This is a genomic window from Acidobacteriota bacterium (genome assembly GCA_018001935.1).
Lineage (GTDB): Bacteria > Acidobacteriota > JAAYUB01 > JAAYUB01 > JAAYUB01 > JAGNHB01.
This window is the reverse complement of record JAGNHB010000012.1, coordinates 67,752-84,917: the sequence shown is the minus strand read 5'-3', so window position 1 is coordinate 84,917 and position 17,166 is coordinate 67,752. Positions and strand designations below refer to the sequence as shown.

The 17,166-nt window shown below is 64.8% G+C and carries 18 protein-coding genes; 7 read left to right on the top strand and 11 right to left on the bottom strand.

What is annotated here, in order from left to right:
* Positions 1-137: 137 nt before the first annotated feature.
* The 4 genes from KA419_07130 to KA419_07115 all read right to left on the bottom strand — a co-directional run bounded on the left by KA419_07130 (position 138) and on the right by KA419_07115 (position 2,609).
* A complete protein-coding gene (locus tag KA419_07130; protein MBP7865708.1) occupies positions 138-434 on the bottom strand; it encodes a hypothetical protein in 297 nt (98 codons plus the stop codon).
* On the bottom strand, positions 427-645 hold the full coding sequence (locus tag KA419_07125; GenBank protein MBP7865707.1) for a hypothetical protein: 219 nt from the start codon (positions 643-645) through the stop codon (positions 427-429). Before KA419_07125 ends, KA419_07130 begins: the two co-directional genes overlap by 8 nt.
* Positions 646-716: 71 nt before the next feature.
* On the bottom strand, positions 717-1,454 hold the full coding sequence (locus tag KA419_07120; GenBank protein ID MBP7865706.1) for a hypothetical protein: 738 nt from the start codon (positions 1,452-1,454) through the stop codon (positions 717-719).
* A 57-nt stretch (positions 1,455-1,511) separates the two neighbouring features.
* Complete coding sequence (locus tag KA419_07115) at positions 1,512-2,609, bottom strand: site-specific integrase (protein MBP7865705.1); 1,098 nt, start codon at positions 2,607-2,609, stop codon at positions 1,512-1,514.
* Between the two features lie 1,045 nt (positions 2,610-3,654).
* Here KA419_07115 and KA419_07110 point away from each other — a divergent pair.
* Positions 3,655-5,835: a M3 family metallopeptidase gene (locus KA419_07110; GenBank protein ID MBP7865704.1), complete on the top strand. Its 2,181-nt coding sequence runs from the start codon at positions 3,655-3,657 to the stop codon at positions 5,833-5,835.
* 127 nt (positions 5,836-5,962) lie between these two features.
* On the opposite strand, the gene KA419_07105 is transcribed toward KA419_07110, so the two are convergent.
* The 4 genes from KA419_07105 to KA419_07090 all read right to left on the bottom strand — a co-directional run bounded on the left by KA419_07105 (position 5,963) and on the right by KA419_07090 (position 9,153).
* The gene (locus KA419_07105) at positions 5,963-6,526 is read right to left on the bottom strand and encodes an NADH-quinone oxidoreductase subunit I (protein ID MBP7865703.1); all 564 of its coding nucleotides are present in this window, start codon (positions 6,524-6,526) and stop codon (positions 5,963-5,965) included.
* A 232-nt stretch (positions 6,527-6,758) separates the two neighbouring features.
* Positions 6,759-7,712 (bottom strand): hypothetical protein, encoded by a 954-nt coding sequence (locus tag KA419_07100; GenBank protein MBP7865702.1) that lies wholly within the window; start codon positions 7,710-7,712, stop codon positions 6,759-6,761.
* Positions 7,713-7,763: 51 nt separating this feature from the next.
* Positions 7,764-8,441 carry a matrixin family metalloprotease gene (locus tag KA419_07095; protein ID MBP7865701.1) on the bottom strand — a complete coding sequence of 226 codons (678 nt, stop codon included), beginning with the start codon at positions 8,439-8,441 and terminating at the stop codon, positions 7,764-7,766.
* 37 nt (positions 8,442-8,478) lie between these two features.
* Positions 8,479-9,153: a hypothetical protein gene (locus tag KA419_07090; protein ID MBP7865700.1), complete on the bottom strand. Its 675-nt coding sequence runs from the start codon at positions 9,151-9,153 to the stop codon at positions 8,479-8,481.
* A gap of 313 nt (positions 9,154-9,466) precedes the next feature.
* On the opposite strand from KA419_07090, the gene KA419_07085 reads away from it, so the two are divergent.
* The 3 genes from KA419_07085 to KA419_07075 all read left to right on the top strand — a co-directional run bounded on the left by KA419_07085 (position 9,467) and on the right by KA419_07075 (position 11,978).
* Complete coding sequence (locus tag KA419_07085; protein MBP7865699.1) at positions 9,467-10,954, top strand: C10 family peptidase; 1,488 nt, start codon at positions 9,467-9,469, stop codon at positions 10,952-10,954.
* Positions 10,955-11,257: 303 nt separating this feature from the next.
* Positions 11,258-11,536, top strand: coding sequence for a type II toxin-antitoxin system prevent-host-death family antitoxin (locus KA419_07080; GenBank protein MBP7865698.1), 279 nt, complete (start codon positions 11,258-11,260; stop codon positions 11,534-11,536).
* A gap of 1 nt (position 11,537) precedes the next feature.
* Complete coding sequence (locus tag KA419_07075) at positions 11,538-11,978, top strand: type II toxin-antitoxin system VapC family toxin (GenBank protein ID MBP7865697.1); 441 nt, start codon at positions 11,538-11,540, stop codon at positions 11,976-11,978.
* Between the two features lie 305 nt (positions 11,979-12,283).
* Here the strand turns inward: KA419_07075 and KA419_07070 are convergent, their stop codons facing one another.
* Positions 12,284-13,411 (bottom strand): ATP-binding protein, encoded by a 1,128-nt coding sequence (locus KA419_07070; GenBank protein ID MBP7865696.1) that lies wholly within the window; start codon positions 13,409-13,411, stop codon positions 12,284-12,286.
* 230 nt (positions 13,412-13,641) lie between these two features.
* Here KA419_07070 and KA419_07065 point away from each other — a divergent pair, with 230 nt between their 5' ends.
* A complete protein-coding gene (locus KA419_07065) occupies positions 13,642-14,448 on the top strand; it encodes an alpha/beta fold hydrolase (GenBank protein ID MBP7865695.1) in 807 nt (268 codons plus the stop codon).
* Between the two features lie 34 nt (positions 14,449-14,482).
* Here KA419_07065 and KA419_07060 read toward each other — a convergent pair whose 3' ends face one another.
* Both KA419_07060 and KA419_07055 read right to left on the bottom strand, forming a co-directional pair.
* Entirely contained in the window at positions 14,483-14,752 is a 270-nt protein-coding gene (locus KA419_07060) for a DUF2442 domain-containing protein (protein MBP7865694.1), read from the bottom strand.
* A complete protein-coding gene (locus KA419_07055) occupies positions 14,712-14,951 on the bottom strand; it encodes a DUF4160 domain-containing protein (GenBank protein MBP7865693.1) in 240 nt (79 codons plus the stop codon). The genes KA419_07060 and KA419_07055 overlap by 41 nt, the downstream gene beginning before the upstream one ends.
* A 317-nt stretch (positions 14,952-15,268) precedes the next feature.
* On the opposite strand from KA419_07055, the gene KA419_07050 reads away from it, so the two are divergent.
* Together KA419_07050 and KA419_07045 are read left to right on the top strand one after the other, a co-directional pair.
* Positions 15,269-16,819, top strand: coding sequence for an acyl-CoA carboxylase subunit beta (locus KA419_07050; GenBank protein ID MBP7865692.1), 1,551 nt, complete (start codon positions 15,269-15,271; stop codon positions 16,817-16,819).
* A 13-nt stretch (positions 16,820-16,832) separates the two neighbouring features.
* Entirely contained in the window at positions 16,833-17,165 is a 333-nt protein-coding gene (locus KA419_07045; protein ID MBP7865691.1) for a cupin domain-containing protein, read from the top strand.
* Position 17,166: the final 1 nt, after the last annotated feature.

Here is a 17,166-nt window from a genome sequence, read left to right as displayed (position 1 = left end):
CGCGCTTCCCGGCGGTCAAGCCGGTCCGCTTCGACGATCTCCGGCGCTTGATCCTGATTGCTTCTCGTGTTACACTTTCGTTGAGTGAATGCTTCCCATGCCCGGCCCCGTGCCGGGCGTCTTTTTCCTGGCATCGGTCACCTCCCACGGCGGCCCCGGATGCTTTGGGCCAGCGAATTCGGTTCCAGCCGATGGCGGTAACTCCGGCGCGCCCCCCGGGGTTCGCTCTCTGCCAACCAACGGCCTACTTCGGCCACGTTCAGCAGGATCTTTTTCCCGGGTCGCCGTGCGCAACGGTCGCGGAAACTCCGCGTGTTCTTGAAGAGGAAGTGCTCAAGTTGCTTCTTCGTGAACAGGTTCGGAAACTCCGTCACGAAGGCATCAAGCGTGACCCAAGCCAGCAGGGAAGGGACCGGAACGAGTTCGTCATTCATCGGCGGCCTGCCTTTCCGAGTGCGACCGGACGGAGTCCGCTTGTCCCCTCGCAGCAAGGCGGATCCCGGCGTCCCCGCTCTTCTCTGCTATGCGGTCGAGTTCCCGGATTGTTGCCTTGAAAGCGGATTTGACCAATTCCGCATCCCGGCAGACGGCGACCGGGAGCGTGACCCCGGCCTTCGTCGAAGTGCAAATCATGAGGAAATACATTGAAACCTCCTTCTTCCGTGATGGGAACCGTTTCGTTCCCTCACTTGGAAGGGGTTTCAGCCAGGCGAAAATTAAACGCGGCGAATGGATATTTTTTTGAGAATTTTCAGCAGGAGTCTCCGATACCGGCGGAGCCTTTGCGAAACAGCTTGAACCGAAACGCCTTCCCGTTCGGCGATTTCCGCGAGAGGTACTCGGCGAGGTTCAAGGATGTAATCGGCCAGCGTTCCACGCCATTTAAGCGGAATCCCGGCAGCGTCAAGACAGTATTCGCGCAGGGTTTCAGCTTCCGCGGCTTCCAAAGCGGCTTCCTGTAATTGTTCTACCGGAATGACATCAAGGTCGGTGTCGAAATCCCGACCCTTCACCCGGCCGTGTTCCTGGAAGGTGTATCGATCTTCGATGCGGTTTCGGAGTCGGCAAAATGTTCTTTCGTGGTCAAGGGATCGGCCGGAAATGACCAGTAGCGACCGCCCCTGCCGGAATTCGGAAACGATCTCATCAGCCAGAGCATGAATTTCTTTGGCCGAAAGCTTCTCCTTGAATCCTCGCTTGAACAGGTTTGACAACTTCCCGTAAAGCAGTTTTTCGGCTGCTTCCCCGACTTGAAGGATATCTTCTCTAAGGCTCTCTCCATCGGGTATCGGGCATATCATGAAGAAAGGAACGAATTCCTTCCCGTCCCAGATCATGTCTTCCAACAGGAGCACGGGATGCACGGCGGCGACCATATGTTCCATGGATAATGCGAATCGAAGCCTTTCAATATCAAACCAATCGTCAGGTTGTGATATACTCTTCTTGTTCACGTTCTTTTCCCTCTTTCCACCGGCCGGGATCGTCCCACCCCGGCCGGTTCTCTGTCTCTACTTCGTCGCGGCCTCCCGGAATGGTACCACGGCCCCCAAGGTTTTTTCAGCGGCGGTCCGGATGATGTCATCCCGAAGGTGCGCGTACCTGGAGGTCATTGTTTCGGTGGAATGGCCCAGCAGTTTTCCGATCACGGAAAGGTCCGTCCCCGCTTGCAACAGAAGCGAAGCGGCACAATGCCGGAGGTCGTGAATCCGGAGGTCCGTCAACCCCGCGCGCTTCGTCGCGACGGCCCAGGCCGTTTTCAAGCTGAAGACCGGTTTCCCCTTTGTCTTCCCTTTCACCATGGGAAAAACGTACACAGGGCTTTCCTTCTTGGCACTCCGTCGCCGGATGATTTCCAAGCTTTCACCGAACAACGGAAGCACCCGCGCGCGCTTTGTCTTGGTTCGGGAAGCGCTCAGGACAACCCTTTCCCGGCCGGGATCAAGTTCGAGTTCGTCCCATCGCAAACCACAGATTTCCCCCCGGCGGGCCCCGGTCAACAGCAGCAGGGAAACCACGTCGGCAAGGAACGGCGATTTCGATTCTTTGCACGCTTTGAGGAGACGTCCGATTTCATCCGGCGTCAGGAAGCGGGTCCGCCCCGCCTCACAGGGCGGAACGTCAACCCGGCGGAGCGGCGATGCGTCAACCGGGAGCATATCCCATCTCCGGGCGGAGACAGTGAAGACCCGACCCAACAGCCTGAGGTAATGATGAATCGAAGTGTCCGACAGCTTTTTCTCACGAAGCCTGTTAACGGCTGTCTCCACCATCCCCGGCGTCACCTTCGAGACGGAGACGGACCCCAGTTCGGCGGACCAGAATTTCAGGCGGGCCAGCGTCGGCACCCGGTTCGATTCGGACAGTTTCGGGACCATTTCTACAATATAGCGGCCGATAGCTTCCTCAAGGGTCGGGAGTTTCGTCGGGTCGGCAACCCCTTCCCGGTATGTCCCGTTTCGCATGGCGACGGAGACTTCATCGGCCCAAGCCAGCGCTTCCTCTCGTCTCGGGAAGACCCTCTCAATGTCCTTGAACCCCCTCCGCCGGATCTTGGCAGCCCATCGGACAACCCCCTTTTTGCCCACTCGCTTTGAAATCGTTGCCATTTCATTCCTCCTGAATGGTTTAGCACACACTACGAAACTACCACGAAAAAAACGCAGTGTCAAGAATTCGTCAAGAAATCGCTTTGAATGTTTTTATACTATTGATTTTTTGGTATTTGCAAACAGGCTATTGGTCTCCGGAACCAGGGGTCGCGCGTTCGATCCGCGCCAGGCGTACCACTTATCCAAGGCCCATCGACCCGATGGGCCTTTTCCTTTCCCGGGTCACGTCATCCCGCCACGTCACGGGTGAAGATGACCGCCGGGGTTCCGTTTTGACGGCGGCGCTCCCCCGCAGCCGACTTCTTCCTGCCTGCAATGAATCCGGAGTGCGGGAGTGAGTCTTCGAACTCCCGCTTTGGTCTCGGATCGGTGCTTCGTCGGTCTAGGGGGGGGAAGGGACGAAAGGACCAAAGGGACCAAAAGGACCAAAGGGACCAAAAAGACCAAAGGGACCAAAAAGACCAAAGGGACCAAAAAGACCAAAAGGGCCAAGAGGACCAGAAGGGCCAAGAGGACCAGAAGGACCAAAGGAACCCCCAGAATACAAAGGGTTCAAAAGGTTCAAGGGATCCAAAGGATCCCGAAGAACTCAGAGAACCAGACGAGCCCAAGAAATCCAGGGGGCCCCGGGGAGCCCAGCGGCCTGCTTTGCGAGGCTTTGCGTCTCTGCGCCCTTGCGTGAAGCCACATGCGCGATTCAGTCCCAGGCCCGGCTGAGGACCGGTCACCGCGGAAGACCGCGCGCAAGCTGAAGCTTGCGCCACCCTTTGGGTTGTGGCGCCGGCTTCAGCCGGCGTGCATTCCGGCGTGATGGAGGCGTGCTTCCTGCGCAATGCCGCTCCGGTCGTGTCCCTCGATGCGGGGCGGCTCCCGCCTCTCTGGCGGGATGCGTTTCCCGATCGATGCCGGTCCGTTCCGGATGAACTTTTTTCTTGACCCGGAGTGCTTCGGATGAGGAACAATCCGGCGCTTTGGCGTATGATACGGTTCGCCCGGGACGGCGAGGGCCGGTCCGGGCCCCAGATTCCGCGAGGAGGCGACGGTGAGCAGAGCGACGACGACGATGGTCCTGACGATGGTCCTGATCCTGGCCGCCGCGGTGGCGACGGCGGCCCCCGCCGCAAACCCTGGCGCGGCGGGCCCCCCGGCCGCCAAGGCGGCCGGTAAAGCCCGGGCCGAGGACGGGAAAGCCGCGGCGGGCAACCCGTTCTTCCACGCGTGGAAGACCCCCCCCTTCGCCACGCCGCCCTTCGACCGCATCCGGACCGAGCACTTCCTCCCCGCGTTCGAGGAGGGCATGAAGCGGCAGAAGGCGGAGATCGCGGCCATCGTCGCCAACCCGAAGCCGCCGACCTTCGCCAACACCATCGTGGCGCTGGACGCCACGGGCGGCTTCCTGGCCCGCGTGGGCGCCGTGTTCTACCTCCTCTCCGGCGCCGAGACCCACGAGGCGCTGCAGGCCGTGGAGGCCAGGGTCAAGCCGATGCTCGCCGGCCACACCGACGACATCTACATGAACGAGGGGCTCTTCAGGCGCGTCAAGGCAGTGTACGACCGGAAGGGCACGCTCACGCTGGACGCCGAGCAGACGATGCTCCTGGACCGGACCTACCGGCGCTTCGTGCGGGGCGGGGCCAACCTGGACGCCGCCCGGAAGGAGCGCCTGCGGGCCGTCAATGCCGAGCTGTCCAGCCTGACCGTGAAGTTTGGCGACAACCTGCTGAAGGAGACCAACGCCTTCCGGCTGGTCGTCGATCGTGAAGCCGACCTGGCCGGCCTGCCGCCGGGCCCGGTGGCCGCCGCGGCGGAAGCTGCGAAAGAAGCCGGGCTGACCGGCAAGTGGGTCTTCACCCTCAAGGGGCCCAGCCTCTGGCCCTTCCTGGAATCCGCCGGGAACCGGGACCTGCGACGGCAGATCCTCACCGCTTACACCGAACGGTGCAACCACGGCGGTGACACCGACAACAAGGCCGTCTTCGCCCGGCTGGCGGCCCTCCGGGTGGAGAAGGCCCGGCTGCTGGGGTACCCCACCTGGGCGGACTTCATCCTCGACGACTACATGGCCAAAAAGCCGGCCGCCGTCTACGCCCTGCTGGAATCCCTCTGGGCGCCGGCGCTCAAGGTGGCCCGGCGGGAGGCGGCCGACCTCCAGGCCGCCATCGACGCGGAGAAGGGCGGCTTCCGCCTGGAGCCCTGGGACTGGCGCTTCTACGCCAACCGGGAACTGAAGGCGAAGTTCGACCTCGACCCCGAGACGGTCCGGCCCTACTTTTCCCTGGACCGGGTGCGGGACGGGGCCTTCGCCCTGGCCAACCGGCTCTACGGGATCACCTTCACCCCGCGCAAGGACATCCCCGTCTACCACCCCGAGGTCACGGTCTTCGAGGTGAAGGAAAAGGACGGCCGTCACCTGGGCATCCTCTACCTGGACTTCTTCCCCCGTCCGGGGAAGCGCGGCGGCGCCTGGTGCTCGGGCCTCCAGGACCAGTGGGTGGACCGCGGCCGCTTCGTGCCCCCCATCGTTTACAACGTCTGCAACTTCTCCCGGCCGGTGGGGGACACGCCGGCACTGCTCACCGCCGACGAGGTGGAAACCCTCTTCCACGAGTTCGGTCACGCCCTCCACGGCCTCTTCTCCCACGTCCGCTACCACGGCAGCGGCGTCGTCGCCCAGGATTTCGTGGAACTGCCCAGCCAGATCATGGAAAACTGGATGTTCGAGCCGGAGGTGCTCAAGCTCTACGCCCGCCATTACCGGACCGGCGAGCTCATCCCCGAGGAACTGGTGCGGAAGATCCGCAGCGCCTCCCGCTTCGGGCAGGGTTTCGCCACGGTGGAGTACCTGGCCGCCTCGTTCCTGGACATGGACTGGCACACCCTGACCGAGCCGACGGAACCGGACGCGACGGTTTTCGAGAAGAAAAGCCTGGCGAAGTGGGGGCTCATGCCGGAGATCTTCTCCCGGTACCGGACCACCTACTTCCTCCATTCCGCCGACGAGTACTCGGCGGGCTACTACAGCTACATCTGGAGCGCGGTGCTGGACACCGACGCCTACCAGGCGTTCAAGGAGAAGAACAACCTCTTCGACCCGGCCACCGCCGCGGCGTTCCGGGTGCTGCTGGCCAGCGGCGGCTCGGTGGACGCCATGGAGCTGTTCAAGCGGTTCCGGGGCCGCGAGCCGAAGGTGGACGCCCTCCTGGAGAAGCGCGGGCTGAAATAGGATCGACGCCTGCCCGAAGGCAGGGGTGCGTTCGGGCAGGCGGTTCATCGTCGGGCTTCGAAAGCGGCTCGAGGACTCGCTGCCGCACTCCTGGCTGCCGCACTCCTGGCGTATGCGTTCCAGGGGTTCAGGGGCGGGTGGGGAGTGGGCGGTCGGGGAAGCGGCGGGGGGCCACCGCCGCCGGGTAGCCGTCCTCGTTGTCGTGGTTGGAGAGGTCTTCGAGGTGAAGGATCATCGCCTCCCGGCTGTAGGCGGCGGTCCGGACGTCGTAGGTGTCCATCCGGATGGCGTCCTCCGGGCAGGCTTCCACGCAGTAGCCGCAGTAAACGCAGATCCCCAGGTTGATGTCGAAGCGCTTCGGCCGCTTCTCGATGCGCGGGTCGGGGTGCTCCTCCGCCACGATGTAGATGCAGCGGGCGGGGCAGACCGTCTCGCACATCATGCAGGCCACGCAGCGGGTGGAGCCGTCCGCGCGCTTCATGATGCGGTGGCGGGCCCGCAGCCGCCGGGAGGGCGGGCGCGGCTCCTCGGGCCACTGGTAGGTCACCATGGCCTTGTGCTTTCGGGCGATCCCGAGGCGGTGGAGGACGTGAAGGAACAGGTTGCGGAAGAAGTGGCCCGACGTGATCACGAGCCCGCGGAGGATCTCCGTGAGGTAGATGCGCTGGAAGAAGTTCAGTTTCTGCGGCATGGTCCGCCCATCTCCGAGGTCCGCGGCGAATACGGGCGCATTTTACCACGAAACGGTCGGCGTGCAACCGCAAACCCGGGGCGGATGTCCCCCGGGCCGTATGAATCGGGCGGAACCACGGATGAACACGGATGAACACGGATGGACACGGATCATCCGGACTCTCCAAGATAAAATCACAGGCGGTCTCAAATTCTGCTCATTTTGACAAAGATCTTACTTTGAAGGTACTTCAGCCTTCCCCATCCAGCCCGGCGAAGCGGAGGGCCTCGGCGGCGCTCACGAGCTTGCCCCGTGCCCCGGTGGCGGTGCAGTTGAGGGCCGCGGCGGCGTTGGCGAAGCGGAGGGTCCGGCCCAGGGGCCAGCCCCGGGCCAGGCCGAAGACCAGGGCGCCGTGGAAGACGTCCCCGGCGCCCGTGGTGTCCACCGCGCGGACGGGGCAGGCGGGGACGACGTGCAGGCTTCCCCCCGCCCACACCGCGACCCCGTCGGGGCCCAGGGTCGCCCCGACGACGCCGGGGCAGCGGCGGGCCATCCCCTCGAGGGCCGTTGCCAGGTCCGGCTCTCCCGTCAGTTCCGAAGGGAATTCCCGGGAGCTGATGCACACGTCGACGAAGCCCAGCAGGTCCGGGGTCCAGGGGAACACCCGGTCCAGGTCGGTGACGACGAGGATCCCCCGCGCCTTCGCCCCGCGGGCGAGCCGGAGGGCGTTGTCCCCGTCGTAACCGTCCAGCAGGAGGACGGGGGCGCACAGGACCGCGTCGTCGGCCAACTCGCCCGGGCGGAAGTTCAGCCGGTCCGAGCGCTGCCAGAAGATGGTGCGCTCGCCCGTGACGGCGTCCACCACGATGTCCGCCCACTGGCTGGGGACGCCGGGCTCCACCCGGACCCAGGCCCGGTCCACGCCCGCCCGGTCCAGGCTCTCCAGCTGGAGGCGTCCGAAGTCGTCGTCCCCCACCTTCCCGGCGTAGCGCACCCGCGCCATCCCCAGGGCCCGGCAGGCGGCCATGGCCGTGGCGCTTTGCCCGCCCGGCAGCACCTCCACCCGGTTCACGGCCACCTTGCCCCCGCGCGGCGGGTAGGTCTCGGCGTGGAGGACCCGGTCCACGGCGTTGAGGCCCAGGGCGGCCGCCTCGAAGGGGAAGGGGCCGGCGGGGAGGGCTGAACGGGTTCGTTCCCACTTCATGACGACCTCGTGAAAATTGGCGATTCAACAGCACAGAGGCCGGGCCGGGCTTCAGCGGTTCGCCGAATCCGCCAGCTTCGCCCGGCACGCGGCACAGAGGGCCTTGTGTTCACGGTCCACGGCGGCCATGGTGCCCTCGGCGTCCACCATGAGGCAGTTCTTGTCGGGGCAGTGGTCCAGGCCGAGGTTGTGGCCCACCTCGTGCAGGGCCACCTTCACCAGGCGCTCCCGGAAATGGTCGGGCGACCGGGTGTTTCGGTTCAAACGGAAGGTGGAGACCACGCAGGACGGCCCGGGCATGTACCCGAAACCGAAGATGCCCCAGTCGGCGTACGGCCCCTTGGTGCAGGAGATGTCCGCGGCGGTGACCCACAGGAAGTGGTCGCAGCCGGGGGGGCGGTTGCGGTCGAGCCACGCGAGGAGGATGTCGGCCCGGTAGCGGTTCCGCGGGGGGTAGTAGGCCTCTTCCGGGAGCGAAAGACTCTGGTACCGGATGACCCGGGCCCCGTAGAAGCGGCCGAGTTCCTCCGCCAGCAGCGGGAGGAGGTCCGGCTCCACCGGGCCGAGGGGGATCAGGCCCACGACGGGGGGACGGGGCGGCGGTTTCGGCGCCGCCAGGGCGGGGGGCGGCGCGGCCTTTCGCCCCGGCGGGGGACCGCCCCCGCAGCCGGCGAGAACCGCCGCCAGGGCGAACCACAGAACACGCTGAATACGCTGAAAGGCGATCATGGGCAGACCCGCCCTCCTTCGGGCCGTGAGCGGCCGGTCAGGGGCGGGCGGCGAAGGCGCGGCCCTCGCTCACGCCGATCCCGCCCACCCGGTCGGCGTGGAAGCGGCAGGCCTCGCCCGGGTCCGTGGCGTCACCCACCGGGAGGTAGGTCACCAGGAGGGCCTCCCGGTCCCCCGGTTCCAGGACGACCCGGTGGTCGTCGGTGATGGGGGTGCCGAAGGGGCCGAGGGTGTCCACCAGGGTGGGCTTCCCCTCCAGGTCAAAGGGGCCCCTTAGGCCGTTCAGGCGCTCGCCGGCGCGCCCGCGGCGGAAGAAGAGGGGCCAGGCCACCGCCGCGGGCTTCATGACGCAACAGGGCCAGAGGGTGGCCACGGAAAGGTAGTTGTTGAAGTCCACCAGCGGCGAGATCCGCGGCAGGCCCTCGCCCTTGAGCACGCGGCGCGCCAGGGCCTCCGACGAGGGGCGGTAGCGGGACGGGCTCGTCCCGGCGGCCTTGAACAGTTCCCGGAGGTCTCGCAGCACGGGGTGGGCGGAGAGGTCCCCGCCCGGGGCGCGGCCGGGCAGTTCCGTCTCCACGGTCTTCAGCGCCGCGTCCAGGCGGGCGGGGTCGAAGTCGTCCCGCAGCGACAGGCGGGTGAAGTACAGGATCCAGCCGGGCAGGTCCACCCGGCACGCCCAGGATTCGGGGAGAGGCACGGTGAGAGGGTCCATGACGTTCTCCTTTTACCCGGGTGGTGGAAAGACCGCCCGGTGTGCGTATTTTCGCCCAAGTGCCCCACGATGGCCAGAAGAAAACACGGTTTCCAACCTCCGCGGGGAGCCGCTGGGAGGAGAGGCGATCTTTTCCCCCGATGCATGGCCCCGCCCCACCAGCTTCGGGTGGCGATGAGCGAGGGAAAGGACGAAAGGACCTGAAGGGCCTGAAGGACCAAAAGGACGGCCCAGGCGCCCTGGAATCGCAGTATAATCGGCGGCGGAGTCCGCTCCGGTCAAACGGCGGGGAAACCGGGAGGGTGATGTGGAAATGCGGCTGATGAACTTGCTGTGCATCCTGCTGACCGGGACCTTGCTTGCCGGCGAAGCCGGGACCGGGGCCGGTCCGGGGGTCTCGCCGGAACGGGCGCGGCAGGCGGCCGAGCGGCACCTGGCGCGCTTCGACCCGGCGGGGACGCACACCCTCGATGACGCGTGGCTGCCGTTGACGGACGGGGCGGGGCGCCTTCTCGCCCGGGTTTTCCTGCTGCGACCCGCGGGGTTCGTGGCGATCAGCGCGGAGGAAACCCTGCCCCCGGTCGTGGCATACGCCTTCGAGGGTAACTCAGGCCTTTTCGCCGTGTCGGACCTGTCGGACCAGTCGGACCTGTCGGACCTGTCGGACTTGTCGGACTTGTCGGACCTGTCGGACTGGTCGGACCTCTCGCGCGTGGCGGAGCGGTCGGGATCCCCTCCCCTCGTGAACCGCCTGCTTCTCGATCTGCTCCGGCTCGACCTTACCCGCCGGGTCGCGGCGGCGGGCCGGCTTCCCCGGGCCGAGACGGCGAAGATCAATGCCGCCTGGGCCGCCGCCGACGGCAAAACGGATTCCCCCTCCCCCCTGGAGCAGTGGCCGTCACACCGGGCCGGGTGGGTGACCACCCGCTGGAGCCAGGACGCGCCCTACAACGCCCGCTGCCCCACGGATCCCGTCACGGGGAGCCGCAGCATCGCGGGGTGCCCGGCCGTGGCCATGGCCCAGATCCTCAACTTCCACCGCAGCGTCAACGGGGTGTCCTTTTCCGACGCCGACGACTACGCCCACGCCTACGCCGGGCGGAACTACACCCTCGACGACGACGCGGCCGCCCGGGATTTCCCGACCTTCCCCGCCCTCAACCAGGCCCTTGCCGGCCTGACCACCCACTGGCGGGCCGGGCTCCCGGCCACCCTGACCGAAGCAGCACACCTCGTCTTCGCCTGCGGGGCGGCCTGCCGGCAGGTCTTCACCTCCCAGGGCTCGGGGACCTTCGGCGTCGATCAGGCCTTCGACGCCTATGTGAAATTCAACTTCACCGGGGCCGCCCTCCTCACCGCCGCGAGCCCCGGCCTGGACGCGCGCATGCGCAGCGACATCCAGAACGCGATGCCGGTCCACCTGGCCGTGGTCAATCCCTCGTGGACCAGCGGCCACAATCTCGTGGTCGACGGCTGCAATTCCGATGGCTACTACCACCTCAATTTCGGCTGGGGAGGTTCCCAGGACGGCTGGTACCTCGTCCCTTTCACGCTCCCCTACGACCTCACGGTCATCGAGGGGGTCATCGTGGGGATCGCCCCGCGCCCGTGGGCCGACCTGAACCACGACGGTCTCTGCGACGCGGCGGACGTGATGCTGCTGGCCGCGTGGTTCGCCGGGAACGTCCGGCAGGGGGACGCCGGGGGCTTCACCGCCCCGCTCGCGGTCGCCGACCTCAACCGGGACGACCGCACCAACGTCGCGGACCTCACCCTGCTGCAGCGGGGGACGGTGGAGTGAGGACAGAGAAGGTCCTGCGAGATCGCCGAACTTCTGCTGGATTCTTTTACCCAAGGAAGGGGTGGATCAACCGTGATGAACTCGCAAAAAGTCGGAAAACGAGCGGGAAATTGTCTGTAAGTCCTTTGTTTGACCCTCACCCAGAGGGTGATGGTACTATTTGCGACCGCATCAAACGTGGCGGACTCGAATTCATAATCGCCAGAGGAAAAAGCAGGGTCTGCCCGGCACCGGGAAAAGCCGTTGCGGAAACATTTTCCCGGAATATAATGTAGTTATGTTACTTCATCCGGAGGCGACATCATGGTCCGCGTGGGATTGAGAGAAGCCAACATTAGATTTTCAAAGTACATCCGCATGGTGCGGCAAGGGAACGAGGTTCTGCTTACCGACCGCGGCGTCCCGGTGGCCGTCATCCGTCCGGCCTCGAAGGAAGAGCCTTCCCCGGAGGCGTTGATGGTCGAGATGGAGGAAACCGGTCTCATCCGGTGCGCCACGGCTTCGACGGACTGGAAAAAGCCGGCCCGGGCCCTGCCGGGCATTTCACTCTCGGCCCGGGTGGTCGAGGATCGGGAGGCATGACGTGGAGAACCCGGACTGGGTCTACTTCGATACGAGCCTTTTCGTGAAGCTCTTCGTCCGGGAAACCGGGACGGCTGAAGCAATCGACTGGGCCAGGGGAAGGAGAATCTTCTCGTCCGCCATCCTGTTGACCGAGTGTTTTTCGGCTCTCGCGAGGAAGCGGGAGGAGGGGGTACTGTCGCCGAAAAGCTACAGGGAACTGGCCGACCGGATTCGGGAAGGCGCCAGGTCGGTGGAGATCGTCCAGGTCGTGTCTGAAATCCTCCAGGCTTCGGAAGAGATCGCGCTCGGTGGATCGGCCCGAGCAGTGGACGCTCTCCACATCGCCTCCGCCCTGGCGATCCAGCGTCGAATCAGTTCCACCCTGCCCTTTCTCACCGCCGACCGTCGCCAGGCGGGCGCCGCCCGGGCGTCGGGCCTCGATGCCCGGCTGATCCCCTGAACGAAAGGGTGCATGCTTGACGCCAACGAACAACGTCATTTAAATCACGAAGAATACAAGGCACACAGACGAGACTGACTTTCAATGCCCTGCAACCAAACAGATAACGTCTGGTATTTCCCTCGAGGAGACGCCGAAACTCACCGGTTCACCGGTATTCGGGCCTTTCTGTTGGCCCTGTTCCTGCGCTTGCTCGGCGGGTAGATTCACTTGGTTTGCTCCAGTTCGTACGTGGCCCGGGTGGATCGCGGCCGATGGGAAGTCCTCAGGGAATTCTCTTCTTCACGCCGGTCGCCGGGTCGCGTTCAGTCGAGATGGGTCATCCAGTTCTCGCTCGTGACGGGCACGAAGAGCGCTTCCGGGTAGTGTTCGCTCAACTGGCGGGGGACTTTGACCCTGGCCCTGGGGGACCACTTGCATTCGTAGCCGGTGAGGGCGCCGTCCCGCTCTTCCACCAGGTCGATCTCGGCCTGGTCGTGGGTGCGCCAGAAGTGGAAGCCGGTGAACAACCGGCGGTTGGCCGCCCGCTTGAGCCGCTCGAGGACAAACCAGTTCTCGAAGAGTTCACCGGCGTCGTTGCGCACCCCGAGGGGGTTGAAATTCCGGATCAGTGCGTTCCGCAGACCGACGTCCGTGAAGTAATAACGCGACGATTTGGTGATCTCCTTCCGGAGGTTCCGGGAAAAGCCCCTCAGGCTGACCAGCACGAACATCTTCTCGAGGACGTCCAGGTAGCCTTCGACGGTCGTCCGGCTGAGGGCGAGGTTTCCGGCCAGCTCGGAAATGGACACTTCGCGGCCGATCTGGTATGCCAGGAGCACGAGCAGATCGATGACTTTCCGGGGTTTGCGGACCTGCTCGAACACCAGGAGGTCGCGGTAGAGGTAAGAGTTCAGGTACTCGTAGAGGTACGCTTCCTTCTCCCGTTCGCTTTCGAGGGTGTGCACCCTCGGGTACATTCCGTAACGCAGCATGGTTTCCAGGACGGCGGCCGGAGCCGCAAGGCGGTGGGACGCCTCGATTTCCTCCCAGGCGAGGGGGTACAGCTGAAAGGTGCTCGCCCGGCCCGTCAGGGGCTCGTTCACCTTGCCCGCCAGGTCGAAGGACGCGGAGCCCGACGCGATGACGGTCAACGACAAGTGGTCCACCAGCAACTTCAGGGTCAGCCCGATGTTCTCGATCCGCTGGGCTTCGTCGATGAAAAGTGTGGAGGCGTCCCCGACGATCCGCCGGAGGTGTTCCAGTTCATGACGTGACAGCAGCGTCTGCGTGTGCAGGTCGTCGCCGGTGAAGCGGAGCGTGCCGGGGACCTCGGCCAGGAGACGGTCGAGCAGTGTTGTTTTTCCGGCTTGACGGGGACCGTAAAGGATAATGGCCGTCCCGGGCCTCCCCAGGAATTCGGCGATTTGTCCTGACAAAACCCGTTGGAACAAGATGACCTCCGGGAAATACCCGAATTCGTACATATGCGATTATACCATTTTAACCGAATTCGTTATAGTGCATTTTGCGAGATTCGAAATTCCTTCGATCCCGGAACGAGTGGTGCCGCCTTCCATGGCGGCGAAACAGGCAGCGGTGTGATAAGATATGAAATCCTAAATGGCCGACGTATTCCGATCTCGTCGGCTACAACAGCGAGAGGGAAGGGAGAGTTCAGAACATGGGCAGCATCCTCGTCAACGGCCTCCGGACGAACATCCTCGATAATGGGAAGGGGCCGCCCCTGGTGATGCTTCACGGTCTCTCGGACGACTGTACCTTCTGGCTCCCTCTCGTCGATGCGCTTTCGCCTCCCTTCCGCGTGGTGGCGCCCGATCTGCGCGGGCACGGGGCGTCGGACAAGCCCCCGGGGCCCTACGCCATCCGGCAGATGGCCGAGGACGTGTCGGCGCTGATGACCGCGCTCGGGATCCCCGAGGCCCGCTTCGCCGGCTTTTCCATGGGCTCGGCCGTGGCCCTTCAGCTGGCCATGGACCACCCGGAACGGGTCCGCGCGCTGGCCCTGATGTCGGTCTTCGTGGCAGGGGACCCCGAGCTGAAGGCCGTGACGGACAGCTTCGCCGAGGCCTTGCGCACCGGGGGCGTCGGGGCCTTCTTCGACGCGATCCTGCCCCGGGTGATCTCGGCGGAGGTCATCGCGGCCAACCGGGAGGTCCTGGCGCTGCGGCGGGAGGAGAAGCTCCGGACGGAGTCGGCGCCGGCCATCCTCGCCGCGCTGAACGCCTGCATGTCCTGGGACGGGCGCGCCGGGCTCGGCCGGGTGCGTTGCCCGGTCCTCATCCTCTCGGGGCGGGAGGATATCCTGACCCCGCCCGCCCTGGCGGCCGAGGTCCACGCCGGCCTCCCCGGGTCGCGGTGGGAACTCCTCGACGGTGTGGGGCACAACCTGCTCCTCCCCGGCACCCTCGAAGCGGTGGCCGCGCACCTGAGGGCGTTCTTCGGCCAAAACCGCCCGGACCCGGAATGATTTGAAAACGCAATCCGGCACCGAGGACAGTTTTTCAGGTCTGGGTGCCGAAGATGAGGGGGTAGCGCTCGGGGTGCTCGAGCGAGTCAACGTCGAGGTCCACGTCGAGATCAGGCCAGCGGAGATGGTGGGGGGCAGGCCGCTCGACGCGGAAAATTTCGGAGACTCGGGCTTCGCGGAACCAGGGGAACGCATCGAAGGGGAGGAAGTGTTCCCTCCCGTCAATGAGAAGCCAGAACCCGTTCGGTGAGAGGTTGGTGACCTCAACGTTTGAAATGTTCGTTCCAAGTATTGCGGATCTCATATTCATGCTCCTCGATCAAGCGTCTGGCCAGTGAGAGTTCATGAGGCGACATGCCGTGGTTGACGGCCAGCTCCAGATGCGGCTCCAACCAGAATTTCGCTTCGCCACCGGCAGACTGCACGTGAACGTGGACCCGGGTTTCTTCACGAGAAAAGAAATAGAATCGAAAACCCTCCGCCGTGAATACCGTTGGGCTCACCGACCTTCCCTCCGCCTTCTCCATTATATCATTCGGAAACTGAAGCGGGGGGATGTTCTTCGGAACGTCCGCGTCTCGTTTCCATGATCCCCTTTCGTATTCTTGACCCAACGGAATGGGAGCTTTTGGATGCCGTCCTGACTTCCGGATAGACAGGCTGGAGTCAAATACCCTGTCGTCGAGTTGCCTTACTCCAAAGGGCTTTTCCCTTGACAACCCCGTCCCCCTGGCCGATAATGCCGCGTTGTTCGCGACCGCACACGACCACGCTACCCATCGGCCTTCAGGGCTGAATCCGACGCGATAGAGGAGGTTTGATGTCCACCCATCCACTCATCGAGAAACTGCGTCTGCTCCGGCAGCAGGCCCGGCAGGGGGGCGGCAAGGACAGGATCGACGCCCAGCACGCCAAGGGCAAGATGACGGCCCGGGAACGCATCCAGGCGCTCCTGGACCCCGGCTCCTTCAACGAGATCGATATGTTCGTCACCCACCACAGCACCGACTTCGGCCTCGACGAGAAGCGTTACCTTTCCGACAGCGTCGTGACGGGCTGGGGCACGGTGAACGGCCGGATCGTCTACGTCTTCAGCCAGGACTTCACGGTCTTCGGCGGCTCCCTGGGCGAGGCCCACAGCCGCAAGATCTGCAAGATCATGGACCTGGCCGTCAAGAACGGCGCCCCGGTCGTGGGCATCAACGACTCGGGCGGCGCCCGCATCCAGGAAGGCGTGGTGAGCCTGGGCGCCTACGCCGACATCTTCCTCCGCAACACCCTCTCCTCGGGCGTGGTGCCCCAGATCAGCGTCATCATGGGCCCCTGCGCCGGCGGCGCGGTCTACAGCCCGGCGCTGACCGACTTCATCGTCATGGTGAACAAGAACAGCCACATGTTCATCACGGGCCCCGACGTGGTCAAGGCCGTCACCCACGAGGAGGTCTCCATGGACGAACTGGGCGGCGCCATAACCCACAGCACCAAGAGCGGCGTCTGCCACCTCATGGCCGAGGACGGCAACGCGGCCCTGGACATGGTGCGGCAGCTCCTCTCCTTCATGCCCTCCAACAACCTCGAGGACCCGCCCTTCGCCGAGACCGACGACGACCCGGCCCGCATGGACGAGAAGCTGGACGCCATCGTCCCGGACGACCCCCAACGGCCCTACGACATGAAGGACGTCATCACCAAGGTGGTGGACCACGGCGAGTTCTTCGAGATCCAGGAAATGTACGCCCAGAACCTCATCATCGGCTTCGCCCGCGTCGGCGGGTTCCCGGTGGGCGTCGTGGCCAACCAGCCCATGGTCCTGGCCGGGGTGCTGGACATCAAGTCCTCCATCAAGGGCGCCCGCTTCGTGCGTTTCTGCGACGCCTTCAACATCCCGCTGGTGGTCTTCGAGGACGTCCCGGGCTTCCTCCCGGGCGTGGACCAGGAGCACGGCGGCATCATCGTCCACGGGGCGAAGCTGCTCTACGCCTTCTGCGAGGCCACCGTCCCGAAGCTCACGGTGATCACGCGCAAGGCCTACGGCGGCGCCTACGACGTGATGAGTTCCAAGCACATCCGCGGCGACTGGAACGTGGCCTGGCCCTCGGCCGAGATCGCGGTCATGGGGCCCGACGGCGCCGTCAACATCATCTTCCGGAAGGAGATCGCCGACGCCAAGGACCACGCCGCCAAGAAGGCGGAGTTCACGAAGATGTACCGCGACAAGTTCGCGAACCCCTACGTCGCGGCGGGCTACGGTTACCTGGACGACGTCATCGAGGCGCGTGAGACAAGGCCCAAGCTGATCCAGGCCCTCAAGGCCCTGCAGAACAAGCGCGACGCCAACCCGCCCCGGAAGCACGGGAACATCCCCCTGTGAGCAAGGAGGAATCATGCCGACGAAAAACAGCATCTTCGAACTGGCCGGTCTCCTCAAGGAGCCCTACCGGCACTTTGAACTCGGGACGGTGGACGACCACGCCGTCTACGTGATCCTCGTGAAGGGGGAATTCCCCATGCACCACCACACCCGGGACGAGATGTACGTGGTGGTCAAGGGCGAGATCCGCATCCGCTTCCGCAACATCCCCGACCTGGTGCTGCACGAGGGGGAGAGCACGGTGGTGCGCGCCTACACCACCCACAGCCCCGACTCCGACCAGGAGTCCGTGGTGCTCCTCATCAAGCCCAAGGAGATGTTCGCCACGCAGATGGACATGGACTGAG

Excerpts from the sequence above, each read along its gene's own strand:
- KA419_07130 (MBP7865708.1), bottom strand. The coding sequence starts at position 434 with ATGAATGACGAACTCGTTCCGGTCCCTTCCCTGCTGGCTTGGGTCACG.
- KA419_07125 (MBP7865707.1), bottom strand. The coding sequence starts at position 645 with ATGTATTTCCTCATGATTTGCACTTCGACGAAGGCCGGGGTCACGCTC.
- KA419_07115 (MBP7865705.1), bottom strand. The coding sequence starts at position 2,609 with ATGGCAACGATTTCAAAGCGAGTGGGCAAAAAGGGGGTTGTCCGATGG.
- KA419_07105 (MBP7865703.1), bottom strand. The coding sequence starts at position 6,526 with ATGCCGCAGAAACTGAACTTCTTCCAGCGCATCTACCTCACGGAGATC.
- KA419_07100 (MBP7865702.1), bottom strand. The coding sequence starts at position 7,712 with ATGAAGTGGGAACGAACCCGTTCAGCCCTCCCCGCCGGCCCCTTCCCC.
- KA419_07095 (MBP7865701.1), bottom strand. The coding sequence starts at position 8,441 with ATGATCGCCTTTCAGCGTATTCAGCGTGTTCTGTGGTTCGCCCTGGCG.
- KA419_07090 (MBP7865700.1), bottom strand. The coding sequence starts at position 9,153 with ATGGACCCTCTCACCGTGCCTCTCCCCGAATCCTGGGCGTGCCGGGTG.
- KA419_07085 (MBP7865699.1), top strand. The coding sequence starts at position 9,467 with ATGCGGCTGATGAACTTGCTGTGCATCCTGCTGACCGGGACCTTGCTT.
- KA419_07080 (MBP7865698.1), top strand. The coding sequence starts at position 11,258 with ATGGTCCGCGTGGGATTGAGAGAAGCCAACATTAGATTTTCAAAGTAC.
- KA419_07065 (MBP7865695.1), top strand. The coding sequence starts at position 13,642 with ATGGGCAGCATCCTCGTCAACGGCCTCCGGACGAACATCCTCGATAAT.
- KA419_07060 (MBP7865694.1), bottom strand. The coding sequence starts at position 14,752 with ATGAGATCCGCAATACTTGGAACGAACATTTCAAACGTTGAGGTCACC.
- KA419_07050 (MBP7865692.1), top strand. The coding sequence starts at position 15,269 with ATGTCCACCCATCCACTCATCGAGAAACTGCGTCTGCTCCGGCAGCAG.
- KA419_07045 (MBP7865691.1), top strand. The coding sequence starts at position 16,833 with ATGCCGACGAAAAACAGCATCTTCGAACTGGCCGGTCTCCTCAAGGAG.